Annotated in this window: 19 protein-coding genes; 7 read left to right on the top strand and 12 right to left on the bottom strand. The window is 66.5% G+C overall.

Annotated features, from left to right (window positions below; all coding sequences use genetic code 11):
- Positions 1–35: 35 nt before the first annotated feature.
- The 4 genes from ACSQ23_RS25140 to ACSQ23_RS25125 all read right to left on the bottom strand — a co-directional run bounded on the left by ACSQ23_RS25140 (position 36) and on the right by ACSQ23_RS25125 (position 5,650).
- On the bottom strand, positions 36–1,355 hold the full coding sequence (locus ACSQ23_RS25140; RefSeq protein WP_436092272.1) for an HlyD family type I secretion periplasmic adaptor subunit: 1,320 nt from the start codon (positions 1,353–1,355) through the stop codon (positions 36–38).
- Complete coding sequence (locus ACSQ23_RS25135; RefSeq protein WP_436092271.1) at positions 1,345–3,021, bottom strand: type I secretion system permease/ATPase; 1,677 nt, start codon at positions 3,019–3,021, stop codon at positions 1,345–1,347. Before ACSQ23_RS25135 ends, ACSQ23_RS25140 begins: the two co-directional genes overlap by 11 nt.
- 49 nt (positions 3,022–3,070) lie before the next feature.
- Complete coding sequence (locus ACSQ23_RS25130) at positions 3,071–3,832, bottom strand: helix-turn-helix transcriptional regulator (protein WP_055883610.1); 762 nt, start codon at positions 3,830–3,832, stop codon at positions 3,071–3,073.
- 165 nt (positions 3,833–3,997) lie between these two features.
- Positions 3,998–5,650 (bottom strand): tetratricopeptide repeat protein, encoded by a 1,653-nt coding sequence (locus ACSQ23_RS25125; RefSeq protein WP_055883606.1) that lies wholly within the window; start codon positions 5,648–5,650, stop codon positions 3,998–4,000.
- Positions 5,651–5,957: 307 nt separating this feature from the next.
- Between ACSQ23_RS25125 and ACSQ23_RS25120 the strand changes: the two genes are divergently transcribed.
- Both ACSQ23_RS25120 and ACSQ23_RS25115 read left to right on the top strand, forming a co-directional pair.
- Complete coding sequence (locus tag ACSQ23_RS25120) at positions 5,958–6,836, top strand: phosphatase PAP2 family protein (protein ID WP_436092270.1); 879 nt, start codon at positions 5,958–5,960, stop codon at positions 6,834–6,836.
- Positions 6,837–6,842: 6 nt separating this feature from the next.
- The gene (locus ACSQ23_RS25115; RefSeq protein WP_055883600.1) at positions 6,843–8,303 is read left to right on the top strand and encodes a S8 family serine peptidase; all 1,461 of its coding nucleotides are present in this window, start codon (positions 6,843–6,845) and stop codon (positions 8,301–8,303) included.
- Positions 8,304–8,433: 130 nt separating this feature from the next.
- On the opposite strand, the gene ACSQ23_RS25110 is transcribed toward ACSQ23_RS25115, so the two are convergent.
- On the bottom strand, positions 8,434–8,628 hold the full coding sequence (locus ACSQ23_RS25110) for a DUF2934 domain-containing protein (protein ID WP_197421329.1): 195 nt from the start codon (positions 8,626–8,628) through the stop codon (positions 8,434–8,436).
- A 243-nt stretch (positions 8,629–8,871) separates the two neighbouring features.
- Here ACSQ23_RS25110 and ACSQ23_RS25105 point away from each other — a divergent pair, with 243 nt between their 5' ends.
- Entirely contained in the window at positions 8,872–10,722 is a 1,851-nt protein-coding gene (locus tag ACSQ23_RS25105; RefSeq protein WP_436092269.1) for an ABC transporter ATP-binding protein, read from the top strand.
- Positions 10,719–12,626, top strand: a complete 1,908-nt coding sequence (locus tag ACSQ23_RS25100; RefSeq protein WP_436092268.1) for an ABC transporter ATP-binding protein — start codon at positions 10,719–10,721, stop codon at positions 12,624–12,626. Before ACSQ23_RS25105 ends, ACSQ23_RS25100 begins: the two co-directional genes overlap by 4 nt.
- A 171-nt stretch (positions 12,627–12,797) precedes the next feature.
- Here the strand turns inward: ACSQ23_RS25100 and ACSQ23_RS25095 are convergent, their stop codons facing one another.
- Positions 12,798–13,574, bottom strand: coding sequence for a phosphodiester glycosidase family protein (locus ACSQ23_RS25095; RefSeq protein WP_436092267.1), 777 nt, complete (start codon positions 13,572–13,574; stop codon positions 12,798–12,800).
- Between the two features lie 113 nt (positions 13,575–13,687).
- On the opposite strand from ACSQ23_RS25095, the gene ACSQ23_RS25090 reads away from it, so the two are divergent.
- Together ACSQ23_RS25090 and ACSQ23_RS25085 are read left to right on the top strand one after the other, a co-directional pair.
- Positions 13,688–14,527 (top strand): aldo/keto reductase, encoded by an 840-nt coding sequence (locus tag ACSQ23_RS25090; protein WP_436092266.1) that lies wholly within the window; start codon positions 13,688–13,690, stop codon positions 14,525–14,527.
- Between the two features lie 136 nt (positions 14,528–14,663).
- Positions 14,664–15,575, top strand: coding sequence for a FecR family protein (locus ACSQ23_RS25085; protein ID WP_436092265.1), 912 nt, complete (start codon positions 14,664–14,666; stop codon positions 15,573–15,575).
- A 28-nt stretch (positions 15,576–15,603) separates the two neighbouring features.
- Here the strand turns inward: ACSQ23_RS25085 and ACSQ23_RS25080 are convergent, their stop codons facing one another.
- The 6 genes from ACSQ23_RS25080 to ACSQ23_RS25055 all read right to left on the bottom strand — a co-directional run bounded on the left by ACSQ23_RS25080 (position 15,604) and on the right by ACSQ23_RS25055 (position 22,177).
- Positions 15,604–15,933 (bottom strand): hypothetical protein, encoded by a 330-nt coding sequence (locus ACSQ23_RS25080; protein ID WP_436092264.1) that lies wholly within the window; start codon positions 15,931–15,933, stop codon positions 15,604–15,606.
- Positions 15,934–16,564: 631 nt separating this feature from the next.
- Complete coding sequence (locus ACSQ23_RS25075; protein WP_436092263.1) at positions 16,565–17,554, bottom strand: ABC transporter ATP-binding protein; 990 nt, start codon at positions 17,552–17,554, stop codon at positions 16,565–16,567.
- Entirely contained in the window at positions 17,551–18,531 is a 981-nt protein-coding gene (locus ACSQ23_RS25070; protein ID WP_436092262.1) for an ABC transporter ATP-binding protein, read from the bottom strand. Before ACSQ23_RS25070 ends, ACSQ23_RS25075 begins: the two co-directional genes overlap by 4 nt.
- Positions 18,528–19,412 carry an ABC transporter permease gene (locus ACSQ23_RS25065; RefSeq protein ID WP_436092261.1) on the bottom strand — a complete coding sequence of 295 codons (885 nt, stop codon included), beginning with the start codon at positions 19,410–19,412 and terminating at the stop codon, positions 18,528–18,530. The genes ACSQ23_RS25070 and ACSQ23_RS25065 overlap by 4 nt, the downstream gene beginning before the upstream one ends.
- 1 nt (position 19,413) lies before the next feature.
- Positions 19,414–20,364: an ABC transporter permease gene (locus ACSQ23_RS25060; RefSeq protein ID WP_436092260.1), complete on the bottom strand. Its 951-nt coding sequence runs from the start codon at positions 20,362–20,364 to the stop codon at positions 19,414–19,416.
- A gap of 235 nt (positions 20,365–20,599) precedes the next feature.
- Positions 20,600–22,177: an ABC transporter substrate-binding protein gene (locus ACSQ23_RS25055; protein WP_436092259.1), complete on the bottom strand. Its 1,578-nt coding sequence runs from the start codon at positions 22,175–22,177 to the stop codon at positions 20,600–20,602.
- Between the two features lie 251 nt (positions 22,178–22,428).
- On the opposite strand from ACSQ23_RS25055, the gene ACSQ23_RS25050 reads away from it, so the two are divergent.
- Positions 22,429–23,628, top strand: coding sequence for a mandelate racemase/muconate lactonizing enzyme family protein (locus ACSQ23_RS25050; protein WP_436092258.1), 1,200 nt, complete (start codon positions 22,429–22,431; stop codon positions 23,626–23,628).
- The last annotated feature ends 37 nt before the right edge of the window (positions 23,629–23,665 follow it).

Below are 23,665 nucleotides of genomic sequence, written 5' to 3'. Positions count from 1 at the left end.
TTTGCGTAGCGGTTCCCCCTCGGAGTGTGCCTCCCTCAATCCTCCCGAAACGCCCGGCCCAGCAAATCCGTCAGCGGTTTACTGAGGAACTCGAGCACCGTGCGGTCGGTGGTGCGGATGAAGGCGTTGACGGGCATGCCGGCGACCAGGGGGATGTGGCCGGGCAGGCGGTCGAGTTGCTCGGCCGGCACGATGATGCGGGCGACGTAATATTGCATTGCGCCTGAGGGATCAGTCGTGAGGTCGGGGCTTACCGATTTCACCTCGGCCTCGAGGTCGGGGCTGTAGCGGGTTTCGATGCCGGGGAATTTCAGCAGCACGTGCTGGGCCGCGCCCACCGCCTCGACATCGAGCGGGCTGATGCGGGCCTCGACGGTTGCGCCGTTGACCGGCGGGATCACCAGCATCGCCGTTTCGCCGGCGCCGACCACGCCGCCGACGGTGTGAATGGTCGAGCCGTGCACGATCCCGGTGATCGGGGCGCGGACTTCGAGCCGCGCCAGCTGGCTGTCGAGCGCCACCTGCTGCTGCAGCAGCTGGGCGATCTCGGCACGGGTGGTTTGCTGCTCGCCGATGATCTCGGCGCGCCGTGTATCGGCTTCGGCGGCGAGCAGGGCCCGGTGCTCGGCAATGGTGGCGCGCGCCTCGGCGATGCCGGCGGCGACCTGGCCGATGCTCCCCTCGAGCTGCAGCTGGCGCTGCGCGATGTCGTTGATCCGGCTCTGCTCGACCAAGCCATCGGCCCGCAGCGCCTCGAGGTCGCGGCGCTCGACGGCGAGGAGGGTCAGTTGCCCCTGGCTGGCGGTGCGTTGCGCTGCGAGCCCGCCGATCTTTTCGTCGAGCTGGTTGATCTGCTCGACGATCTGGGCATGGCGGCTCTGCTGCACCGCTGCACGCGCCTGCATGAACGCATGCTGGGTTTCGAGCAGTGCGGCAAGATCGGCTCCGGCCAGCGCCGCGGGCGTGGTTTCGACCAGCACCGGCATCGGCGATCCCTCGAGCTCGGCCGCCAGGCGCGCCAGCCGGGCGAAGGTGTCGCGCAACTGCGCGAGGACGATGTTGCGGCTCGCCATGACCGAGGTTGCATCGAGGCGGAACAGCACGGCGCCGGCCAGCACGTGGTCGCCATCGGCGGCGAGGATCTCGGCGATGACGCCGCCATCGGGGTGCTGGACCCGCCGGGCGCCGCCCTCGACCACAATGGTGCCCGAGGCGACGACGGCGCCCGAAATGGTGGTCGAGGCGCTCCACCAGCCGAGTCCGCCGGCAAAGCCGGCGAGCAGGGCAGCGCCCGCAAAGACGTGCAGCTGCAGGCTTTTCGCCGCCTGGCCGGAGGGCGCGCGATCAGTTGACATCGGCGTGGCTCCGTCCCGCATTGCCGGCTCCGGCCTGGCTGCCATTGAGGTGGCCCAGCACGGCCTCCTTGGAGCCGAACATCGCCTGCCGGCCCTCGGCCAGCAGCAGCAGCTTGTTGGCGGCGGTGAGGGCGCTCGCCCGGTGGGCGATGACGATGACGATCGCCCCGCGGGCCCGGGCGCCGAGGACGGCGGCGGCGAGCGCCGCCTCGCCGGGCGCGTCGAGGTTGGCGTTCGGCTCGTCGAGCACGATGAGGAAGGGCTGGCCATAGAGGGCGCGGGCGAGGCCGATGCGCTGGCGCTGCCCGGCCGACAGAGCGCCGCCACGCTCGCCCACCGGTGTTTCGTAGCCGTCGGCGAGGCCGGCGACGAGCATCTGAACTCCCGCCGCGGCGGCCGCCGTCTGCACCGCTGCCGAGGCGCCGGCCTGAAAGCGCGAGATATTGTCGGCGATGCTGCCCGAGAGCAGGCCGACATCCTGTGGCAGATAGCCTGTCGCCGCGCCAAGGATCGACGGATCGTAGTGGGCAAGCGGTTGCCCATCGAAGCGAACCTCGCCGGTGCGGGCCGGCCACACCCCCACCAGCGCGCGGCCGAGCGACGACTTTCCCGAACCCGATGGCCCGATGATACCAAGCGCATCGCCGGCGACGAGCTCGAAGCTGATGCCGCCGACGACGACCCGCCCCTCCGGTGTGGCGACGGCGAGGTCGATGACCTCGAGGCGCTGCTGCGGCGCCGGCAGGAGGACCTGCCGTGCCTGGCGTTCACTTTGCGCCAGCGCCGGAAGCAGCCGCCGCAAGGCCTGGCGGGCGGCAACAAAGCTGCGCCAATGGCTGACCGCCTGCTCGACCGGCGCCACTGCGCGAGACGAGAGGATGGAGGCGGCAATGATGATCCCGGCCGTCGACTCGCCGCTGATCACGAGGAATGCGCCGGTGGCGAGCACTGCCGATTGCAGCATCAGCCGGGTGCCGCGGGTGAACGAGGAATAGAGCGCGGCGCGGTCGCTGGCGCCCGCGGTGGCGGCGCCCAGATCGGCAACGATCGCGGTAAGACGCTGCGTCAATGGCGGTTGCAGCCCCATGGCGCGAATGGCCTCGGTGCCGTGCCGGATCTCGCTCAGCGTCGCGCCACGCCGCAGCGCCGCGTCGGCGACGGCAGTCGCGGGCCCACGGGCGCGGAACTCGTGCACCACCAGCAGCCCCACAGTGGCGAGAATGCCGGCCAGCGTCACCTGGCCGAGCAGCGGGTGCATCAGGAAGATGAGGCCCAGATAGAGCGGCAGCCAGGGCAGATCGAGCAGTACGGTCGGGCCCGGCCCCGAGGCGAAGGCGCGCACCGCATCGGCATCGGCGAAGGGATCGGAGCCTCGGGCCTGCTTACCCTCGATCACGGCATTGACGATGCGCGGCATCAGCGCATCCTCGAAGGCGCGGCCAAGGCGGCTGGCGATGCGCATGCGGATGAGCTCGACCAGCGCGTAAAAGCCATAAACCGCGGCAACCAGCAGGGAGAGCGACAACAGGCTCGGCAGCGATCGGCTGGGCAGGATCCGGTCGTAGACCTGCAGCATGAAGATCGGCCCGGCCAGCAGCACCAGGTTCGAGGCGATACTGGTGACGATGATGGTGGCGAGCCCGGCGCCAACCCAGCTGCGGGCCATCGCCCGCCCCCCGGGGGTCGGCAATGGGTTGGGAGCGCGCTGCAGCATCTCAGGCTCCCTCGACGAACGTAGCGCCGGCACATAGCGAGATCATCAGGCGCACCAGGTCCACCTGGCGGTGGCAGCCCATCTTGGCGAGGACCGTCTTGCACTGGCTGCGCACCGTCTCGAGCTCGACGCGGCGGGCCAGCGCAATCTGGGTGAGCGTGAGCCCCTCGACCAGGTGTCCCAGCACCGCCGTCTCCGCCTCGGTAAGGCTGAAGCCCATGCCGATGGCCCAGAGCTGATGGCGCGACAGCTCGAACGCGCCGACGCGGAAATCGAGGATGGCGACGCTGGCGCCGGAACGCAGCTGCTCGGGTGGCGCCCATAACGAGATGCTGACCGAGAATGCGCCGAGCTCGCCGTCCGAAACGACAAGCATGGGGTTGGCGGTTTCGCGCACCTGTCGCAGGGCATCGCGCACCAGCAGCGCACCGCGCTCCGAGGTGATCTCGACCACGCCGCGGTTGAGCCGGGCAGGGTACCGCTTGTGCAGGAGCGCCCGCCCCTGAACATTGGCGTAGCGCAGGATCAGGTGGTTCGGATCGACGATGATGCAGGCGCTATGCCCATCGGGGCAGATGTTCTCGTAGCTCAGCGCGGCCTCCTTGCGCAGTTGCGACGTCGCCAGTGCCGGGGTGGGAAGGTGCCGCCTCGGCTGGCGATAGGGGCTCGGGTACGGCGCCGGTTCCAGCTCGCGCGAGGGGTGTTCGGCCGGCTCGATCGTTTCCAGCCGATGGTCGGCGGCCGAGCCGCGATAGGTGATCATGGTGCCAAGCGCCCTGCCTGCGGTTGCGATGCTTGCGGTAATAGGGCGCGGCAGGTCCGACGATCGTGAAAGCGGCGCCCGCCGACCGTGAAAACGGCGTGCGCGGGAGGAAAACTTTGCTAGGAACGGGTCACGATCGGGTCGCCTGGTGGGGCCGGCGGTCGCTTACACACCAACGAGGCGCAAGGCCGACTTCACGAACAGGGCGCTGCCGGCGCTGGGCAAGGCGTCGAGCGGCGCTTCGACGGCGTTGCTCGTACCGGCGAGGCGTTCGGCTTCCGGCAGCTGCCCGAACAGCGCGCGGGCCTCATCGACCTGGCCGGCATGGGCGAGCGTCGCGCCGAGATAGCGCAGGATCGGCGGGTAGGAGAGCTGGCGGTTGGCCGGCTCGAGCTGCAGCGCGCGGCGGCCATGCGCGATTGCCGCCTGGTGGTTGCCGGCCAAACCCTCAATCATCAGCAGGGTGGTGGCGAAAGCATAGCGGTAGGAGAGATTGCGGCCGGTCAGCAGGGCTGTCGTGGCGCTTTCGCGCGCCTCGTCGTAGCGACCCGAATAGAACCGCAGCAGCGACAGGGCATCGTAATACATGACGTGCCGCGTGCCGGTGAGGCCGGCGCGGTCGATCAGATCCCACGCAGTGGAAAAGTCGCGGAACAGGAACGCCTCGACATGCGCGCACAAGGACAGCACCAGCCCGTTATAGGGCTCCTCCGCCAGCGCCCGGTTGAGGTTCTCGCGGCATTCCTCGAGCGTCAGCCGGTAATTGTAGCCGTGGCCCGGATCGGCGAGAAATACCGCCTGGTAGGCCTGCCAGGCGTTGAAGATGCCGTTCTCCCGGTACTCCCTGACGCTGGCCCAGGTGTCCCTGCTGCGAATGACGTCCGCGGGGTTGAGGCTGAACATCTGCTCGACCGCTGCGAACGCCGCCCGGCGCGTCATGTGCAGTTCGTCCTGCCGCGGGGGGCGCAGCAGCGCTTCGCGCAGCAACTGGTCGACACACTGACCGGCGAACGTGCCGACGCGGCCATTGGTGGCGGCCCAGCCGCCGCTGGTGCTGATGCCGTCCTGCCGGCTCATCAGCAGCGCGCCATCGCTGAACCGGTGCGCCACGACGACGACCCATGATGCATCGCCCGCCGCTGTCGCCCTGATATGCAGCTCGATATCGGGGGCGATGGCAGGGCCGACAGGCCGGCCCTGCGGGCGCTCGACAATGCTGGCGCGCACGAACCCCGACTCCGACAGGCCGGCCGCGATTGCCTGCGCCACCATATCGGGGACCAGCGCCACCGGCCCCGAAGGGGTGCGGTCGATGTCGAGATGCAGGGTGACCAGCAGATGGGTGGCGGGGCTTACCGTACTGCTGCCAGCGGTTCGGACCGGGGCGGCCGCACTGTGCCGCTCGCTCAGCCGCTCGGCCCGCAGCCAATCCTCGAAGCCTTCGGCCCCCGGCAGGTCGAGGCCCTCCAGCAAGGTCGATCCGCTGGGGATCGGTCTTTCGAGCGCATCGACCTCGCAACGCTCGAGCCGCAGCCGGATGGCTTCGCGGCCGACCTCGAGCAGGGCTTCGGTCAGATCGCCCAATACCTGCCGGATGCTGGAGAGCTCGCGGCGCAGGCTGCCCTGCGCCTCCGACCGCTCCGAGCGCGACCACAGGGTATCCTGCAGCCACACTCTCGAGCGTTCGCCGTGCGGCGCGAGCGCGAGAACGGCCAGCAGGGCGCGCGCCTTGCGGCTCGAGACTGCGACCTCTCGTCCCTGATGCTCAAGCCGAAAGACGCCGATGAGTCCAAGCTTGAATTGCCGTTCCGCGTCCATCTTGCTTGCTGCTTCCCCGGCAATTGTCGACCTTACGCAAAAGCCAAGGAAAATCAACGACAGCCGTATGTCTTCGTTGCCGGAAAGACATGCGGACGTCGAATGTCGTCACGAAAAAGAACGATCGGAACGGAATAGTTTTGGCGAGCTAGATTTACTCAGAGTGCGGACGTGTTGCAACTCTGCCGCGCAAGACAACAAAAACGGTGCTCGACGGGATCATCGCAGATTAAGCGGCTTGTCACGTCCGTGCCGAAAAGTCTCAATGATCGTCAATAGTACGCTGGAGCTTTTGGGGGGAGCTGCCATGGCTGAAGACGATCCGGTATTCAATATTCCCGACGAGATTCTGTGGACCGCGGACGGTGACCTGATCCCGCGGATGGCGGCCGCGGTGCCGTTCGCCGGACGTTCATCCGGCATGATTGCCGCCCTGTCGCGCTCACGCTCGCGCTCCCGCTCACGCTCCAGGTCGCGTTCGCGCTCCAGGTCGCGCTCACGTTCGCGCTCGAGATTCGACAGCGACGGAGCGCCGCAGGGCGGGGCGGTGCTGCAATCGTGGTCGGTGGTGAAGGCGCTGTTCGAGGGATCGGCCGGGGGCCTGCTGCCCTTCGAGACGCTGCTCGACCGTCTGCCGCCGAACCCGGACGAGACGGCGCTCGAGATCGAAGAAATGCGCCTCATGCAGGTGCACCTGACCACCGACAAGACCCGCCAGGAGGAGATCCTGCGCCAGGCCGACATGAGCGACCTGTCGGATATCTATCGCCCGCTCGGCATCGACAATGGCGGCTATCCCGACACCGAGGCGCTGATCGACCTGGTGTTCGAGACGGCCGAACGGGTCGGTTATTTCTATAAGCGCATCATCGATCGGCCACGACCCAACGCGGTCGATCCGCGCCTCAGGCCGTTCCTCGATATCCCGCCGCACCAGGCGTTTCCGTCCAACCACTCGTTTCAGATGTTCAGCGTCGCCGAGGTGTTTTCGCGCATTCTTCCCGAACATCCCGGTAGCGCCGAGCTGTTTTATGTGGCGCAGCGCGTGGCCGAGAACCGCGAATATGCCGGGCTCCACTATCCGTCGGACACGCGGGCTGGCCGGCGCCTGGCGCAACGCTTCTCACCCTATCTCGTCAACTTCCTCAGGCGCGAAATTGGCAGCGCCCTGGCCGAATGGCGGTAACCGAACATGAGCAGTAACCGTTTCTGGCGTGAGCCCGATCCCAAGAATGGCAAGCCAGGGGGCTGGCTGCCGATCTTTTACCTGTGGCACCTCGAGCAGATCGGGGTCATCGAGCGCGGTAACGGCCCGATCGACAAGTCGATCGAGTATGAGCCGGGAGAAGGCTATGGTTGGCCGTACTGGCCGGACGAGCTGCCGTACTCGACCGTTGCGATCATCGACAGCGGCTGCACGACGCGCCATCCCAACCTGCCGGCCAGTGCCATCCGGCACGGCGTGGACATGGCCCTGATGCCGGTGGGTGGCGTCTACAGCAAAGATGACGCCGACGACATTCGGGAGGAGCGCAGGAAGGGCAAGTGGCGCCTCGACCAGATACTGAAATCCCTCGATGTCCCGGCCGATGCGCTTGCCCTGCAGGAGATCGCCGACGAATTGGCCGACCGCCTGCCCGACCACGTGCAGACCGAGGACCCGGCGAACAACTTTGCCGGTCACGGCACGGCCTGCGCCGGGTTGGTTGCCGGCCGCCTCACCGACGGGGGCAAGGAACGGCCGACAGTGCTGCCCTATTACGGTGTCAACCCGTTCGCGACGATCATCCCGATCGCCACGCCCTACAGTCACGAAATCCGGCCGATCATTGCAGCCCTGATGCATGCGGTGATGGTCGAGGCCGACGTCATCCTGATGCCGCGTGCGGTGAACGACCTCGTGCTCGACCAACAGCGTGACGACGGAACTCCTGACGGCAAGCCTGGTGCATGGAAACCTCCGGCGCTGCACGACCTGCGCGCCACCCGGATCGACTCCGACGCCACGCTGAAGAACGACAAGCAGCTGTTCGTTGCGCTGCTGCAGGCCGTGGCGGCCTGGCGGCCGGTGGTGCTGGCCGCCGGCAACGAGGGCAGGGCGGTGCCCACCTATCCGGCCTCGCTGGCCCACCAGAAGCAGAACCCGCTCACCGACGCGATCATCGTCGGCGCCGTCAACGCCGACGGCGTGCCCTCGTCCTACTCGAACGGCACGCCGCAGACCGGTGTCACGGTCTATGCGCCCAGCGATGACGAGGAACGGATCGACCAGACAAATGGCGACCCGCTCGCGCTGTTCGATCTGGCCGGCCGCGACGCCGCCTGGATCGCACAGCAACCGTTCGTGCGGCCAGCCGAGAACACCTACCTTCCCTACGCCGTGCTCGCCATCGACGTGCCGGGCCGCACGCTGCCCGACGCCACCCCGCAGCAGGTGGTGCCGATGCGCGCGCTCTACAGCAGCTTCGGTGGCACCTCGGCCGCCTCCTCGATCGTCGCCGGGGCGCTCTCGCTGGCCCAGGCCAAGCGCAAGCAGGCGGGCCTCGGGGTGCTGAGCGGCACCGAAATGCAGAAGTGCCTGGTCGACAGCCTGAAGGGGCAGGCCGTGCCGGTTCTCAACATCGCAACGCTGTTGGAGCAGGTGCTGGCGTAACGTCACCCGCAGGCCGGGATCGCAAGGCCGGCGGTACTGAAGAGCCCGTCGGTGTCGCGCACCCGGTCGGGCGCCGATTGCAGGGGCGTCGCGGCGAATGGGCCGCGGCGCGGCGTCGCCAGGCGGGGCCTCAGTCGCCGTCCGGGCCGTCTTCCAGCCACTGGTCGTATTGCCGCTCGCGGCGGTGCTGGTCGAGGGCGCGGAGGTAATAATCCTCGTGCCGGCCGTGCGGGCGGCCAGCCTGTTCCCAGAGGAAGTAGGCGGTTTTGCGCACGGCCTCGCGGAAGGCGTCGTCTTCGTGCGGCGGGCCTCGGCCGTCGGTCATTTTGGGCTCGTGGTTCATTTCGCCCTCAACGTTGCGCCGAAGGTGAGGTTGCATTCGTGCAACATCATGGCGAAGCCTTGCGGCGCTGATACGAAAGTACCCTATCGCCCCCGCATATCTGCCTTGAACAGAACGCAAATCAGCGCAAGAGATGAGGCCTTCCTCTGGTTCTACCGGGCCGAGTCTGTCCGCCAATATTCCGGCGAGGGCAGGCCCTAAAAGCTTTATGTCTGGACCCTTAAATTGAGCTCGAATGCTCCGCGCAGCGCCTATTCGCCTGGCGATGCAATGTCACATGTCGTCGCCGCACAGCAGGGTAAGGGGCTCACCACCCTGTGGCGGATCATGGTGCTGACCTGGCGTCACCCCTGGATGGTGATTATTACCATCCTCTCCTGCTTCATTTCGTCGGCACTGCAATTGGCGACGCCGGTACTGCTTGGCCAGGCGGTCGATCGCGCCGAGGGCGTCCTGGATGGTGGGGTGGGCGCCGCCGATGCGCTGTGGAGCATTGCGCTGATCCTGCTGGTGGTCTCGACCCTGCGCGGCCTGTTCACGATGTCGATGAACTACTTTGGCGAAGCCGTTGGCCACCACACGGCCTATGAGCTGCGCCTCGCGGTCTACGAGAAGATCCAGCGGCTGAGCTTTTCCTACCACGACAAGGTGCATACCGGTGACCTGATCACCGTGGGCATGCTCGATCTCGAGGGCGTGCGCATGTTCTTTGCGACGGGCCTGCTCCGCATCGTGCTGCTCGGCACGCTGATCGGGGTGGGCGCCTATATGCTGATCTCGACCGACTGGATCCTTGGCCTTCTGGCGCTGAGCTTTGCGCCGTTTGTCGGGGTGAACTCCTCGCTCACCCAGCTGAAGCTCCGCGCCACCTGGCTGACGCTGCAGGAGCGGCTGCAGGACCTGTCCCGCGTCATGGAAGAGAACCTCGGCGGCATCCGCGTGGTCCGCGCCTTTGCCGGCGCGCGGCATGAGATGAAGAAATACAACGAGGCTTCCGACCGGGCGCTCAAGCTGACGCATAAGCGCGTCGATATCCGCGTCAACTCGACCTCGATCATGAATATCAGCTTCTTCGTCTCGATGGCGCTGGTGCTGTGGTATGGCGGCGAGCGCGTCATTTCCGGCGAGATGACCGTCGGCACGCTGGCGGCTTTCCTCACCTTCATGACCATCCTGCAGATGCCGGTGCGCCAGCTTGGCCTGCTCGTCAACTCGGTAGCCCGCGCCTCGACCTGCGGCAATCGGCTGTTCGCTTTCCTCGACCTCGAAATCGAGATCAAGGACGAGCCGGGCGCCAAGCCGCTGAAGCTCTCCGAAGGCACGCTGAAGTTCGAGAATGTCGATTTCGCCTATCCCTCGGCGCCGTTCCGTCCGGTGCTCCAGGGCATCTCGTTCGAGGGCAGGAAGGGCGAGACCATCGGCATCGTCGGCAAGCCCGGCTCGGGCAAATCGACTATCGCCCACCTGATCCCGCGCTTTTACGATGTGACCGGCGGCCGGGTGACCATTGACGGCCAGGACGTTCGGGCGCTGACGCTGGCGAGCCTCAGGCAGGCGGTGGCCGTGGTGCAGCAGGACAGCTTCCTGTTCACCACCAATATCGAGAACAACATCGCCTATGGCGATCCGTGGGCGAAGGGGCCGCGCATCGCCAGCGCCTCGGAATATGCGCAGCTCCACAACTACATTATCGGGCTGCCCACCGGCTACGAAACCATCGTGGGCGAGCGCGGCGTGTCGCTGTCGGGCGGCCAGCGCCAGCGCCTCAACATCGCGCGTTCGCTGATGCTCAGGCCCTCGGTGATGGTGTTCGATGACTCGACCGCGGCGGTCGATGCCGGCACCGAGCAGCGCATCCGCACGGCGATGAAGCGCTTCGCCAAGGACCGGGTGACGCTGATCATCTCGCACCGGCTTTCCTCGCTGATGCATGCCGACCAGATCCTGTTCATCGATGAGGGCAAGATCGTCGAGCGCGGCACGCATGAGGAGCTCCTGGCGCTCGGCGGCCGCTACCGCGCCCTTTACGACCTCCAGGTGAAGCCTGGCGACGACCAGCTGGAGGCTGCCGAATGACCGAGGCAACGCTCAACACCGAAGACGACAGCGAAGACCGCAACCGCCGTCCGCCCCGCGCCGTGGTCGGCTCGAGCCTCGACCGCGAGGAAGAGGTGTTCGGCAAGGCCTATGATCCGAAGATCGTCCGCCGCATCTGGGCCTTCGTCAAACCCTATCGCAGGCAGATCTACCTGTCGGTCGCCGCCGTGCTGGTGTTCACGCTGACCCAGCTGGCTTTCCCGCTGGTGATCCGCTTTGCCATCGATAACGGCATGGCGCAGGGCGGGGGCGGGCGTTCGATCCTCCTCTGGTGCATCGTGGCGTTTGCCGGGCTGATCGCTATCAACTTCGCCTCGTCCTGGATCCAGGAAACGGTGGTCGGCAAGGCGGCCGAGAACGTGCTGTTCGACATGCGCCGCGCCATGTTCGCCCATCTGCAGCGGGTATCGCTCGGCTGGATGGACAAGACCGAGGTCGGCCGGTTGATGTCGCGCCTGATGGGCGACGTGAACTCCATGCAGGAGTTCCTTGAAACTTCAGTGCTTTCGGTCGGCGATATCGTCCTGCTGTTCGGCATTGTGGGCGTGCTGCTGTGGCTCGATCCGATGCTCGGGCTGATCACCATGGCGACCATGCCGATCCTGTTCATCGTGCGGCTGTTCTGGCTGCCGCCGGCCAAGGTCAGCTTCATGGCGGCGCACCACACCAACTCGGCCGCCAATGGCGCGCTCGCCGAGGGCATCAATGGCGTGCGCACGGTGCAGAGCCTCGATCGGCAGCAGGTCAATTTCGACCTCTACGAGGAAAAGGCCCGCGCCAATCTCCGGGCGCACCTTCGCGCCGCCAAGTTCGCCCAGGTGATGGTGCCGATCGTCGATACGCTCACCGGCATTTCGATGGCCACGGTGATCGTGGTCGGCGGCCAGATGGTGCTGGGGCGTGAGCTCGATGTCGGCGTCATGGTGGCGTTCCTGTTCTACATCCAGCGCTTCTTCGATCCGATCCGCTCGCTCACCATGCAGTATTCGGTGTTCCAGCGCGCCATGTCGTCGGGCACCCGCATCGTCGAGGTGCTCGATGTGCCGGTGACCATCGCCGACAAGCCCGATGCCTTCCCGCTGACTGCGGGGATGGATGGCTCGGTCGAGTTCAAGGATGTCACCTTCGGCTACCGCAAGGGCCAGCCGGTGCTGAAGCATGTCAGCTTCCGGGTCAACCCGGGCGAGACGGTGGCCATTGTCGGGCCCACCGGCTCGGGCAAATCGAGCTGCATGTCGCTGGTGCACCGCTTCTACGACGTGTGGGAAGGCTCGGTGACGGTAGGCGGACACGATGTACGCGACGTCACCCAGGATTCGCTCGGCGAGCAGGTGGCGATGGTGCTGCAGGAGCCGTTCCTGTTCACCGGCTCGGTGATCGAGAACATCCGCTACAACAAGGAAAGCGCCACCCGCGAGCAGGTGATCGATGCGGCAAAGGCGGTGGGCGCGCATGATTTCATCATGTCGCTGGCCGATGGCTACGACACCCGGCTTGAGCAGCGCGGCGGCAACCTGTCGCTGGGGCAGCGGCAGCTGATCAGCTTCGCCCGGGCGCTGGTGGCCGATGCCAAAATCCTCGTCCTCGACGAGGCGACAGCGAACATCGACAGCTATACCGAGATGCTGATCCAGAAGGCGCTGAAGCGGCTGCTCGAAGGCCGCACCGGCCTCGTCATCGCCCACCGCCTCGCCACCATCCGCGGCGCCGACCGCATCATCGTGCTGCAGAACGGCGAGCTCTTGGAATCGGGCAACCACGAGCAGCTGATGGAAAAGCAGGGCCTCTATTCGCGGCTCTACACCATGAACTATTCGAGCTTCGACGACCTGCCGGAGAATGCGGAAGATCATGCCGCGGCGGCGGTGGGGAAGGCGACCTAACTCCCTACGGCTTTTGCGGCCCCACCCCCTCCCAGCCTCCCCCATCAAGGGGGAGGTGTCAGGCTGGTGGAATTGGCTGGATCGTGCCTTACACACTGAACGGCACCTCCCCCTTGATGGGGGAGGCTGGGAGGGGGTGGGGCCACAGGCTTGATGGAGCGAAGGTACCCGCTACTTCGCCACCCCCAGCATCGGCCCATAGCCGCCATGCCACGACACATCGTTCCGGCCGAGCTCCGGATCGTACAAGCCCACGCCGCGTCCGCCATCGAGGAACAGTGCATCGTCGCAGCCGAGGCTGTCGCGGAACAGCCGCGCGAAATCGTGGAAGTTCACGCCGCCATCGCTGACGGCGACGATCACCTCGCCTTCTCTACAGACGCCGACGCCGCTGCGCCGGGTGCGGTCGGTGGAGCCGGGGATCAGGGCAGGGTGGAGTTGGCCTTCGATCACCAGCATTGGCCCTGACTGCGTGGCGAGCCGCGGCTCGGGGGCGGCGGCGAGATAGTCCTCGGTGCTCGTGATCGCCGCCGTGTCGCCGACAATGAAGAACACGCCATTGGGCTTTTTGTAGAAGTTGGGGATGGGTTTTGTCCCCGGCGCCGCCTCGTTGGTGTTCAGCTTCACCAGTTTCTCCTCCGCCTCGACATAGAGGCCGATGGGGCGGAACTCGGTGTCGTACATGCCGGCATTGACGGCGAACTGCAGCGTGCGGCCGCTGGCCGCGAGCGCGGTGGCCAGCGCGTCGAAGCGGCGATAAGGGCGCTTGTCGGCATCGCGCCAGTGCAGCTCCAGCTCGGCGGGCGCGGCGCGGCACACGGTATAGCGCGCGCCCTCGAACTCGGTGGCCGCGCAGCGCGCCTCGCCCGGGGCAGCGTGCGCGAGCGGAGCACCGAGCAAAGAGGCTAAGGCGAATGCAGCAAGGGAGAGTGAATCACGCGGGGTCATCGGCGGACTGTCGCGGCGAGCAGCGCCGCACGCAAGCGCAACACGCCTATTTGGGGATAGCGTTACCGCGCCCGCTCCGTTCCTATGCCTCGCAAAACTCGAGGAGATTCGTGATGTCCCTGTTGCCCGACCACAAACTCAATGATGGCACGACGCTTCCGGCGGTCGGGCTCGGCACCTATGCGCTGCGCGGCATTCCCGGGGCCGAGGGCATGGCGGAAGCGCTGCACGAGGGCTATCGGCTGCTCGATTCCGCGGTCAATTACGAGAACGAGGGCGCCGTCGGCAAAGCCGTGCGGATGTCCGGGGTGCCGCGCGAGGAAATCCGCGTCACCTCAAAACTCCCCGGCCGGCATCACAAGAAGCCGAATGTCACCTGGGCGATCGAGGAATCGCTGTTGCGCAGCGGTCTCGACTATCTCGATCTCTACCTGATCCACTGGCCCAACCCGAGCCAGCAGCTGTTCGTCGAGGCCTGGGAGGGGATGATCGAAGCGCGCGAGCGCGGCCTCGTCCGCTCGATTGGCGTCTCGAACTTTCTCCCTGACTATCTCGACCAGCTGATCGAGAAGACCGGCGTTGCCCCGAGCGTCAACCAGATCGAGCTGCACCCCTATTTCAACCAGCCCGAGCAGCGCGCCGCCGACAAGCAGCGCGGCATCCTCACCCAGGCCTGGACGCCGATCGGCAAGGGCACGGGCCTCCTTGCCGAGCCGGCGGTGGTGGCGGCTGCCACCAAGCACAGCCGCACGCCGGCGCAGGTGGTGCTGCGCTGGCACCTGCAGCTTGGCGTGCTGCCGATCCCCAAGTCCGCCACCCCGTCGCGCCGCCGCGAGAACCTCGAGTTGAGCGGCTTTGAGCTCGACAATGCCGACATGGCCGCGATCAACGCGCTGGCCCGTCCCGATGGAAGGCTGTTTGACGGCGATCCGCGCACGCATGAGGAGTTCTGAGGGGCGTAAGTCGAATTCGCCCCACACTACTTTGAGTATGATGCGATTTGTGCAGTGTTCACCCCGATCGGGAAGTGATTAGCTCAGCGCTATTGCTGCCGCACGGTCGCGGCTGGGGCTAACCCCGGGGACATCGATGAACTGGCTGGTCAAACACCTGACGGCGGTGCTGTTTGTCTTCAGTGGTTCGGCCGCGGCCCTCGCGGCGCCGGCCGGCTCGGCGGTGGGGGTCGATCCCGCGGCGGAAATCAATTCGACCGGCGGGCTCCGCACCCTGGTGGTCGGCGAGGACGTATTCCTCGGCGACCTGATCCGCACCAGTTCGGGCGGTTCGGCACAGATCCTGTTCGCGGACGGCACCAAGCTGGTGGTCGGGCCCGGCTCGACCCTCAAGATCGAGGATTACCTGCTGCGCGCCGATGGTTCGGCCGGCAAGATGGTGATCGGGGCGCTGGCCGGCACCTTCCGCTTCGCCACTGGCGACGCCGCCAAGGACCGCTACAGCATCAAGACCCCCAGCGGCACCATCGGCATTCGCGGCACCGAGTTCGACCTGGTGGTCGACGGCCCGAAATCGACGCGCGTGCTGATGTATTCGGGCAGCACCGAGCTCTGCACCAAGGCCGGGGTATGCTCGGAGATTTCCGAGACGTGCGAGCTGGGCGAGATGACGCGCGACGGCGCCAGTTCGCTTGGGCTTTCCAACGCCCTCGACCGTGCCACGCGTAAGGAGCTGCGCGGGCTGTTCGTCTATGGCGCCACGCAACAGCCGCTGGCCGGCGCCTTCCGGATGAAGCAGGCGGCAAGCTGCCTGCTCTCGCCGTTGCCGTTTAGCCCCGGTTTCTTCAACAGCCTCGATCGGCAGACGCCGGCCGGAAAGCCGATGCAGGTGGTTGCCGGCAGCGCCGGCGCCCCGGCCCCCGATGGTGGGGTGCAACCGACGCCGACCACGCCGACGCCGACCACGCCGCCGTCCTCGGGCAGCGGGGGCGAGTGCGCCGGCAACAGCGGCCACAACCCGGGCAACTCGCAGAACTGCAGCCACTAGGGCGGGTCGCTCCAGCCGGCTCGCCAGCCTATCGCGGGGTCTCCAGCCGCTCGGCGGATTTGCGCGCCCGCGCCTCCTTCATCGCGTCCTTGTAGCGGCCTTCGTCGGGCAGCTCGTGGTAGGTGATGTGGAACAAGGCAGTGTTGGGCCCGGTGACCGGGAACATCTCGTTGGATTCGGTCGAGCTCACCACCAGCATGGCGTCCATCAGGGCGCGGTCATAGCCGAGGCTGGCGAGATACCAGGCGGCTGCCGCGACGCCTTCGTCGGGGATGGCGATGGTGACCATCGAAGTGCGGTAGAACGGCATGTGCAGCGACACCACGCCGTTGGCATAGAGCTTTCTCCGCCCAGCCACAGGAACGCACAGGCCGAGTAGCAGAGGCTGCCTGAGGCATAGGTCTCGAGCCGGTGCTCGCGCGCCCAGGCGCCGGCATCGATGGCAGTCATGAAGTCGCCGCCGGGGCTATGCAGATAGAGCCCTTCCACCTCGCCGTCGGCCGCCGCGAACACCTCGCGGATGCGCTCGAAATCGCCTGCCTCGATGCTGCCATCGACGATGATGGTGCGCAGTTCGGGGCTCAAGGAGATATTGGCCGCCTGCGCCGGCACTGCCGACGCGATGGCCATAGCCGCTGCTGCACATGCAACCAGCTGCACGATGCCCAGCATCGCCGCCTCCCGAAACCGGCTTAACAGCCGTTGCCTCCAATATGGTCTACGGCAGTAATTCTGCGAACAGGCAGTCGTTCGGGCGTGCAGGTGGCGAAAACGACGCTAGTTCATCGGCGGATGCTGTGCAATCGGGGGACGGTGAGATGGGCCACCCGGCGGTGCGGTGATCCTCCCCCGCGTGGCGGGGGAGGGGGACCGCCGAAGGCGGTGGAGGGGGCGGCAAGAGTCGCCGGCTTGGGCTCCCCCCTCCACCAGCTTCGCTGGTCCCCCTCCCCCGCCACGCGGGGGAGGATGCCGAGAGGCCGGTGCGCAGCTTAGCCTTCGCCGGCCGCGATCTCCTCCGCGAAATGACACGCCGCCTGCCGCGTAGCACTGACGCTGCGCAGTTGCGGCACCTGCACTTTGCAGATGTCGCGGGCGAACCTGCAGCGCGGGTGGAAGTGGCAGCCGGTCGGCGGATTCAACGGGCTCGGAATCTCGCCTTCGAGGCGCTTGCGGGCGTGACGCTTGCTCGGGTGGGAGACCGGCACCGAGCCGAGCAGCGCCTGGGAATAGGGGTGCATCGGCAGGGCGTAGAACTCGCGCTTGGGCGCCATTTCGACGATGCGGCCCAGATACATGATGGCCATGGTGTCGGCGATGTGGCGGACCACGGCGAGGTCGTGGCCGATGAACAGGTAGCTCAGCCCCAGCTCGTCCTGCAGGTCCTGCAGGAGGTTGATGACCTGCGCCTGCACCGACACATCGAGCGCTGACACTGCCTCGTCGCAGACGATCAGCTGCGGCTTCGAGGCGATGGCGCGGGCGATGCCGATGCGCTGGCGCTGCCCGCCGGAGAACTCGTGCGGGAAGCGGGTCAGGTGCCGGCGCGACAGGCCGACCTTGTCGAGCAGCTCGCCGGCATAGTTGGTCAGTTTGGCGCTGGGCTTTTCGCTCTGGGCGTAGAGCGGCTCGAGGATCAGCTCTTCGACGCGATGGCGCGGGTTGAGCGAGGCCTGCGGGTCCTGGAAGATGATCTGCATGGCGCTGCGCAGCTGCCGCAACTCTTCCCTGGGCATCGTGGCGAGGTCGCGGCCGTTGAAGCGCACGGTGCCGGATGTCGGCTCGATCAGCTGCAGGATCAGCCGGCCGGTGGTGGATTTGCCGCAGCCGCTCTCACCCACAAGGCCGAGCGTCTGGCGGCTGCCGAGTTCGAACGACACCGATTGCACGGCCCGCAGGGTCTGTCTGGGTGCCAGCCAGTTGTCGCCGGCAACCGGAAACTCCTTGGAGAGGCTGTCGACCGAGAGCAAAGGAGTGGTCATCGCGTGCCCTCCGAAACGAGGCCCGGCGCGAGGATGCAGGCGGCGCTCTGGGCCGGGGAGATTGGGAGCAGCGGCGGTTGCATGTCGAGGCAGGCGGAAATCGCCCGGGGGCAGCGCGGCGCAAACAGGCACCCGGGCGGCAGTTCGGCGGGGTTGGGCATGGCGCCCGCGATGGTGCGGAGGCGATGGGCCTCGCCATCGAGCTCGGGTGTGCTGCCGAGCAGGCCGCTGGTATAGGGGTGCTGTGGCCGATCGAAGAGATCGAAGATAGTCGCCTCCTCGACGATACGGCTCGCATACATCACCACGACGCGGTCGGCGACCTCGGCCATGACGCCCATATTGTGGGTGATCAGCAGGATGGCGGTGCCGAAATCCTGCCGCAGCTGGTTGAGCAGGTCGAGCAACTGCGCCTGGATGGTCACGTCCAGGGCGGTGGTCGGCTCATCGGCGATGAGCAGTTTTGGCGACGACGACAGGGCGATGGCGATCATGACGCGCTGGCGCAGGCCGCCGGAGAGCTGATGCGGATAATCCTGCAGCCGGCGGCGCGGTGCCGGCACCCCAACTTTCTCGAGCAGTTCGGTGGCGCGGTCCCACGCCGCCTTCCTGCTCATCGGGTCATGCACGCGGACCGCTTCGGCGATCTGGTCGCCGATGGTGAAGACGGGATTGAGCGAGGTCATCGGTTCCTGAAAGATGATGCCGATGTCGCGGCCGCGGAGTTTTCTGAGCTCACGGCGCGACAGGGTCAGGAGGTCGCGGCCCTCGAAGTGAATCGAGCCCGTGACCTTGGCGGTCGGCGGCAGGAGGCCCATCACGGCGAGCGCGCTGACGCTCTTGCCCGAGCCGCTTTCGCCCACCACGCCGACCAGCTCACCGGGATGCACGTCGAAGCTCGCCTCGCGCACCGCGGTGAAGCGGGTGTTGAACGACACCGTGAGGTCACGGACGCTGAGCAGGGGGGCGGCGGTCATTGTTCTACTTTCATCCGCGGATCCAGCACGTCGCGCAGGCCATCACCCAGCAGGTTAAGGCCGAGCACGGTGATGGCGATGGCGAGACCGGGGATGACGGTCAGCCAGGCTGCCTCGCGCAGATAGGTGCGGCCCTCGGCGATCAGGACGCCCCAGCTGGGGACGGTGGGCGGTGCGCTGAGGCCGAGAAAGCTCAGCACCGCTTCCGACAGCACGGCATAGGCGAAGACGAAGCTCAGCTGCACGATGAGCGGCGCCATGCAGTTGGGCATGATGTGGTGCCAGAGGATGCGGCCGTCGCGGGCGCCTGCCGCCCGCGCCGCCTGCACGTAGTCGAGTTCGCGGGCGACGAGGATCGAGGCGCGGACGACACGCGCGGTGCGCGGGATATAAACGACGGCAAGGGCAATGATGGCGGTTGCTGCCGAGGGCCCCAAAGCGGCGGCGATGCCGATGGCAAGCAGCACGGCGGGAAAGGCCATCAGCGCGTCGGCGATCCGCATTAAGAGGTCATCGAGGCGGCGATAATAGCCGGCGATGGCGCCGAGAAACACGCCGAACACCGCGTTGAGGATCACCACGGCAAAGCCGATGCCGAGGCTCAACCGGGCGCCGTTGAGAACGCGCGACAGCATGTCCCGGCCGAGATTGTCGGTGCCGAACAGGTAGAGCTCGGAGGGCGGCTTGAAGCGGTTGCGGACCGACAGGGCGTTGGGATCGACGCTGGTGAGCAGCGGCGCCGCGAGGGTGAAGAGGCAGATGCCGCCGAACAGGATGGCGCCGAGCAGGAACGAGCGGTTGGCGCTGAGGCGCTTAACCCAGTGGCGGGCCGAATCCAGCGCAAGCGACAGCCGCGACGGCTCGTTGACGAGGTCGGTCATCTCAGCGCCCCCTGACCCGGATGCGGGGATCGAGGCTGGTGTAGAGCAGGTCGATCACGATGTTGAGCAAGAGCAGGGCCGTGGTGACGAACAGCAGCCCGCCCTGGATCATCGGGTAGTCGCGGTTGGAAATCGCGCTGCCGAGGAGCGAGCCGATCCCCGGCACGCCGAAAATGGTTTCGATGACGATCGAGCCGGACAGCAGCACCGAGAGCACCAGGCCGATCATGGTGACGATCGGCATCATGACATTGGCGAGCGCATGCCGGCCGACGACGATCCACTCGGGCAAGCCCTTGGCGCGGGCGGTGCGGATGTAATCCTGGTTGAGCACTTCGAGCATGGTGGAGCGGGTGATGCGGGTCAGCAGCCCTGCCTGCATCAGGGCGAGCGCCACGGCGGGGAGGGTGGCCGTGCGCAGCCAGCCGATGGGATCCTTGGTGAATGGCACATAGCCGCCGGTGGGCAACCAGCCCAGGTGCACCGAGAACAGCACGATCATCACCAGCGCCAGCCAGAAATTGGGCAGCGACACACCGAGCAGCGCGAACAAAGTCGCGGCCTGGTCGATCCAGCGATTGTGGTTGAGCGCCGCCAGCATGCCGGTGCTGAGCCCGATCAGGATGGTGAGCACCAGCGAGTAGATGGCGATGCCGATGGTGATGGGCGAGCGGGCGAGCAAGGCATCGACTACTGGGATGCCGAGGGTCAGCGAGCGGCCGAGATCGCCCTGGAACAGGTTGATATAGAAGGTGAGGATCTGGATGTGCAGTGGCTGGTCGAGCCCGAGATTCTGCCGGATCTGCGCCAGTTCCTCCGGCGTTGCCGATGGCCCGCCGATCACCACCGCCGCATCGCCGGGGATCAGGTAGATGATGCCGAAGGCGATCAGGCTGACGAGAATGAGGATCGGGATCGCCTGGAGCAGGCGGGAGATGATGTAGCCGAACATCGTGCAGGCCCTCTAGTCGTATAGGAGATGAGCCACCGGGCTCTCCGTAATCCTCCCCCGCGTGGCGGGGGAGGGGATGAGGCCAGGGCCTCACCCCGGGGGGACCGCCGAAGGCGGTGGAGGGGGGAGCCAAAACTGAGACTCTTGCCGCCCCCTCCACCACCCTTCGGGTGATCGTCCCCCGCCACGCGGGGGAGGATCAGAGCGGAGAGGCCGGTGGCTCTGCCCCGTCACATCACTTTTCGAGCCAGACGTTCGACACCCGCGTGTTGTAGAAGGGCTTAAACCCCTTCACGTTCGACCGTGTGCCCTGGACGTTCGACATCACGCCGAATGGAATGGCGAGTACGTGCTCGAACACCGCCTTCTGGGCATCGGCGAAGGCAGCGGCCCGCTCTTCGATGGTGGCGCCACCCTGCACGCGCTGGAACGCGGCGTTGTAGTCGGGGTCACCGGCCGGGTCCTGCGGCTTATAGATATTGGCGGGGGCCGCGAGGTTGCGGAGCGTCGTCGCGCCGCCCTGGGCGGCCGAGCCGGTCCAGTGGGTGAAGAAGAAATTCCACCCGGTGGTTTCCTTCTCGCTGGTGGCCAGCGCCGTCGGCCAGTCGAACACCTTGAGTTCGGCGTTGAAGCCGGCTGCCTGCAGCTGCGCCTGCATTACCAGGGCAGTGTTGTACATGGTGGTGATCTGCTGGGTGGTCAGCAGCACGATCGGCTCGTTGTTGTAGCCGGCCTCGGCCAGCAGCGCCTTGGCCTTGTCGGCATTGGCCTGGTTGTAGAGCTCGCCGCCGGCTTCGGAGAAATAGGCGGTGCCGGGGAATTGCAGGCTGGGGTTGAGCTTGTAGACGCCGTCGGTCGACGCCTCCATGATCTCATCCATGTTGAGCGCGGCCAGCATGGCCTGGCGCACCTTGAGGTTGTCGGTGGGCGGCGCCGACCAGTTCGGGTAGCCGATATTGAGGCCGTAGGCTTCGAGCGTCAGCAGCTCGACGCCCTCGACCGCCGCGAGGCGCTCCATCGAAATCGCCGGCACCGATTCGACGATATGGACTTCGCCGGTTTCGAGCGCCGCCATGCGGGCGGCGGTTTCGGTGAGCATGCGGAAGGTCACGGTATCGACGCAGGCCTGCTTGTAGCCGGCAAAGCCGCTGAGACCGGTGAGCGTGGTGCCCGGGGTGTAGTCGGCATAGCGGTCGAGACGCACATGGCTGTCCGGCACGAATTCGCCGAGCTTGAACGGCCCGGTGCCGATGACGTCGATCTGCCCGGCCGCCTTGCTGGCCTCTTCCGAGGGCATGATGACGACGGGGGCCGTCGACGACGAGAGATTTTCGAGGAAGTTCGCCTGCGGCGCCTTGAGCGTGATGACGAAGGTGGCGTCATCGGGGGCCGTCCAGCCTGCCACGGCTTCGAGGATCGAGCGGCTGACGCCGACGGTCTTGTAGCGGTCGAACGAGGCGAGCACGTCGGCGGAGGTCATCGGCTTGCCGTTGTGGAACTTGACCCCCTGGCGCAGCTTGAAGGTGTAGTTCAGCCCATCGGCGCTGGTCTCGATCGTGTCGGCGAGATCGGGCACCGGCCGCATGTTCTCGTCGCGGATGATCAGCGCCTCGAAGATGTTCATGGCGATATTGCGTGTCGCCGACGGGGTGGCCGTCTGCTGGTCGAGCGTTCCGGCCGCGGCTTCGAGCCCGACCACCAGATCGCCGCCCTGCTGTGGGCAGCTGAACCGCTCCTGAGCCGTCGCGCCGAAACTGGCGAGAAGGCCCAGCGTCACTGCCGAGCTGAAAAGAAGATGCTTCCTGTTACCCATTGTCCGTCCCTCCTGAAAATAGACGTGCATCGACATCAAGGACCGGGCCCCTGATCGAAAGGGGTAGAACGCGCATCGCCCCAACGACTTGCGTTTCCGATCCTCGTCTGTATCGTGGTCGACATGTATCGTTAAAGGTATTCAGTCAGCTTCACGCCGGATCGTCAAGAGGGTGTGGGAATTTTCGTCGGGAGGGGGGCAGGGGCCTTGAGCCCAGCCGGTCTCACGGCGCCTGAGGGAGGAAATGCGAAATGAAGATAACCGAGGTCGAGACGCTCTATACCGAGGAGTTCTCGAACGTCATCTGGGTGCGGGTGCATACCGATGCGGGGATAACCGGGCTGGGCGAGACGTTCTTCGGGCCGGGGTCGGTCACCGCACATGTACACGAAGTGCTGGCGCATAAGCTGCTCGGCCGCGACCCGCTGGCGATCGAGGCGATCAACCGCGAGATGGTCTATGCGGCGCTGGGGTTCTCGTCATCGGGGGCGGAAATGCGGGCCGCGTCGGCGGTCGACATCGCGCTGTGGGATCTGTTCGGCAAGGCATGCAACCTGCCGGTGCACCAGATGCTGGGCGGGCTGAGCCACCAGCGGCTGCGCATCTACAATACCTGCGCCAACCCTCGCTACGCGCAGGCGCGCAACTTCCGGCCGGTGGATAACTGGGCCTCGGGGCAGGGCGATGCCCGCTATGCCGATCTCGACGGCTTCATGCATCGGGCGGGGGAGCTGGCGGAGGACCTGCTGGCCTCGGGGATCACGGCGATGAAGATCTGGCCGTTCGATCCGCCGGCGATGGAAAACGACGGGCGCTACATCACCACCGACCAGCTGAAGCTGGCGCTCGCGCCGTTCGAGAAGATCCGGAAAGCCGTGGGCGACCGCATCGAGATCATGGTGGAGCTGCATAGCCTGTGGAACCTCCCCACCGCCAAGCAGATCGCGCGGGCCCTGGAGCCGTTCCAGCCGACCTGGTTCGAGGACCCGATCCGCATGAACTCGCCGCAGGCGCTGGCCGAGTTCGCGCGCTCGACCCCGATATCGGTCTGCGCCAGCGAAGTGCTGGCGACGCGCTTTCCCTACAAGGACCTGCTCGACCGCGACGCGACGCATGTGGTGATGGTCGATATCGGTTGGTGCGGCGGGCTGACCGAAGCACGCAAGATCGCCGCGCTGGCCGACACCTATCACCGGCCGTTCGCCGCGCATGACTGCGTCGGCCCGGTGGCGTTCGCCGCGGGAGTGCATGCCTCGTTCAGCCAGCCCAACACGCTGATCCAGGAGAGCGTGCGGGCCTATTACAATGGCTGGTACAAGGACCTGGTGACGGCAACGCCACGCATCGAAGGCGGGCATGTGTACCCAATGGAGGGGCCTGGGCTGGGGACTGAGTTGAGGCCGGAGGTGTTCGAGCGGGCCGATCTGGTGCGGCGGGTGTCGCGGGTTTAGGGGCAGGGGGACTGGGCACTGGCACTGGACGCGATCG

It is taken from the genome of Devosia sp. LjRoot16 (assembly GCF_964252795.1).
Classification (GTDB): domain Bacteria; phylum Pseudomonadota; class Alphaproteobacteria; order Rhizobiales; family Devosiaceae; genus Devosia_A.
This window is presented reverse-complemented; position numbering and strand designations above follow the sequence as displayed.

Excerpts from the sequence above, each read along its gene's own strand:
- ACSQ23_RS25140 (WP_436092272.1), bottom strand. The coding sequence starts at position 1,355 with ATGTCAACTGATCGCGCGCCCTCCGGCCAGGCGGCGAAAAGCCTGCAG.
- ACSQ23_RS25135 (WP_436092271.1), bottom strand. The coding sequence starts at position 3,021 with ATGGCCCGCAGCTGGGTTGGCGCCGGGCTCGCCACCATCATCGTCACC.
- ACSQ23_RS25130 (WP_055883610.1), bottom strand. The coding sequence starts at position 3,832 with ATGATCACCTATCGCGGCTCGGCCGCCGACCATCGGCTGGAAACGATC.
- ACSQ23_RS25125 (WP_055883606.1), bottom strand. The coding sequence starts at position 5,650 with ATGGACGCGGAACGGCAATTCAAGCTTGGACTCATCGGCGTCTTTCGG.
- ACSQ23_RS25120 (WP_436092270.1), top strand. The coding sequence starts at position 5,958 with ATGGCTGAAGACGATCCGGTATTCAATATTCCCGACGAGATTCTGTGG.
- ACSQ23_RS25115 (WP_055883600.1), top strand. The coding sequence starts at position 6,843 with ATGAGCAGTAACCGTTTCTGGCGTGAGCCCGATCCCAAGAATGGCAAG.
- ACSQ23_RS25110 (WP_197421329.1), bottom strand. The coding sequence starts at position 8,628 with ATGACCGACGGCCGAGGCCCGCCGCACGAAGACGACGCCTTCCGCGAG.
- ACSQ23_RS25100 (WP_436092268.1), top strand. The coding sequence starts at position 10,719 with ATGACCGAGGCAACGCTCAACACCGAAGACGACAGCGAAGACCGCAAC.
- ACSQ23_RS25095 (WP_436092267.1), bottom strand. The coding sequence starts at position 13,574 with ATGACCCCGCGTGATTCACTCTCCCTTGCTGCATTCGCCTTAGCCTCT.
- ACSQ23_RS25090 (WP_436092266.1), top strand. The coding sequence starts at position 13,688 with ATGTCCCTGTTGCCCGACCACAAACTCAATGATGGCACGACGCTTCCG.
- ACSQ23_RS25085 (WP_436092265.1), top strand. The coding sequence starts at position 14,664 with ATGAACTGGCTGGTCAAACACCTGACGGCGGTGCTGTTTGTCTTCAGT.
- ACSQ23_RS25075 (WP_436092263.1), bottom strand. The coding sequence starts at position 17,554 with ATGACCACTCCTTTGCTCTCGGTCGACAGCCTCTCCAAGGAGTTTCCG.
- ACSQ23_RS25070 (WP_436092262.1), bottom strand. The coding sequence starts at position 18,531 with ATGACCGCCGCCCCCCTGCTCAGCGTCCGTGACCTCACGGTGTCGTTC.
- ACSQ23_RS25065 (WP_436092261.1), bottom strand. The coding sequence starts at position 19,412 with ATGACCGACCTCGTCAACGAGCCGTCGCGGCTGTCGCTTGCGCTGGAT.
- ACSQ23_RS25060 (WP_436092260.1), bottom strand. The coding sequence starts at position 20,364 with ATGTTCGGCTACATCATCTCCCGCCTGCTCCAGGCGATCCCGATCCTC.
- ACSQ23_RS25055 (WP_436092259.1), bottom strand. The coding sequence starts at position 22,177 with ATGGGTAACAGGAAGCATCTTCTTTTCAGCTCGGCAGTGACGCTGGGC.
- ACSQ23_RS25050 (WP_436092258.1), top strand. The coding sequence starts at position 22,429 with ATGAAGATAACCGAGGTCGAGACGCTCTATACCGAGGAGTTCTCGAAC.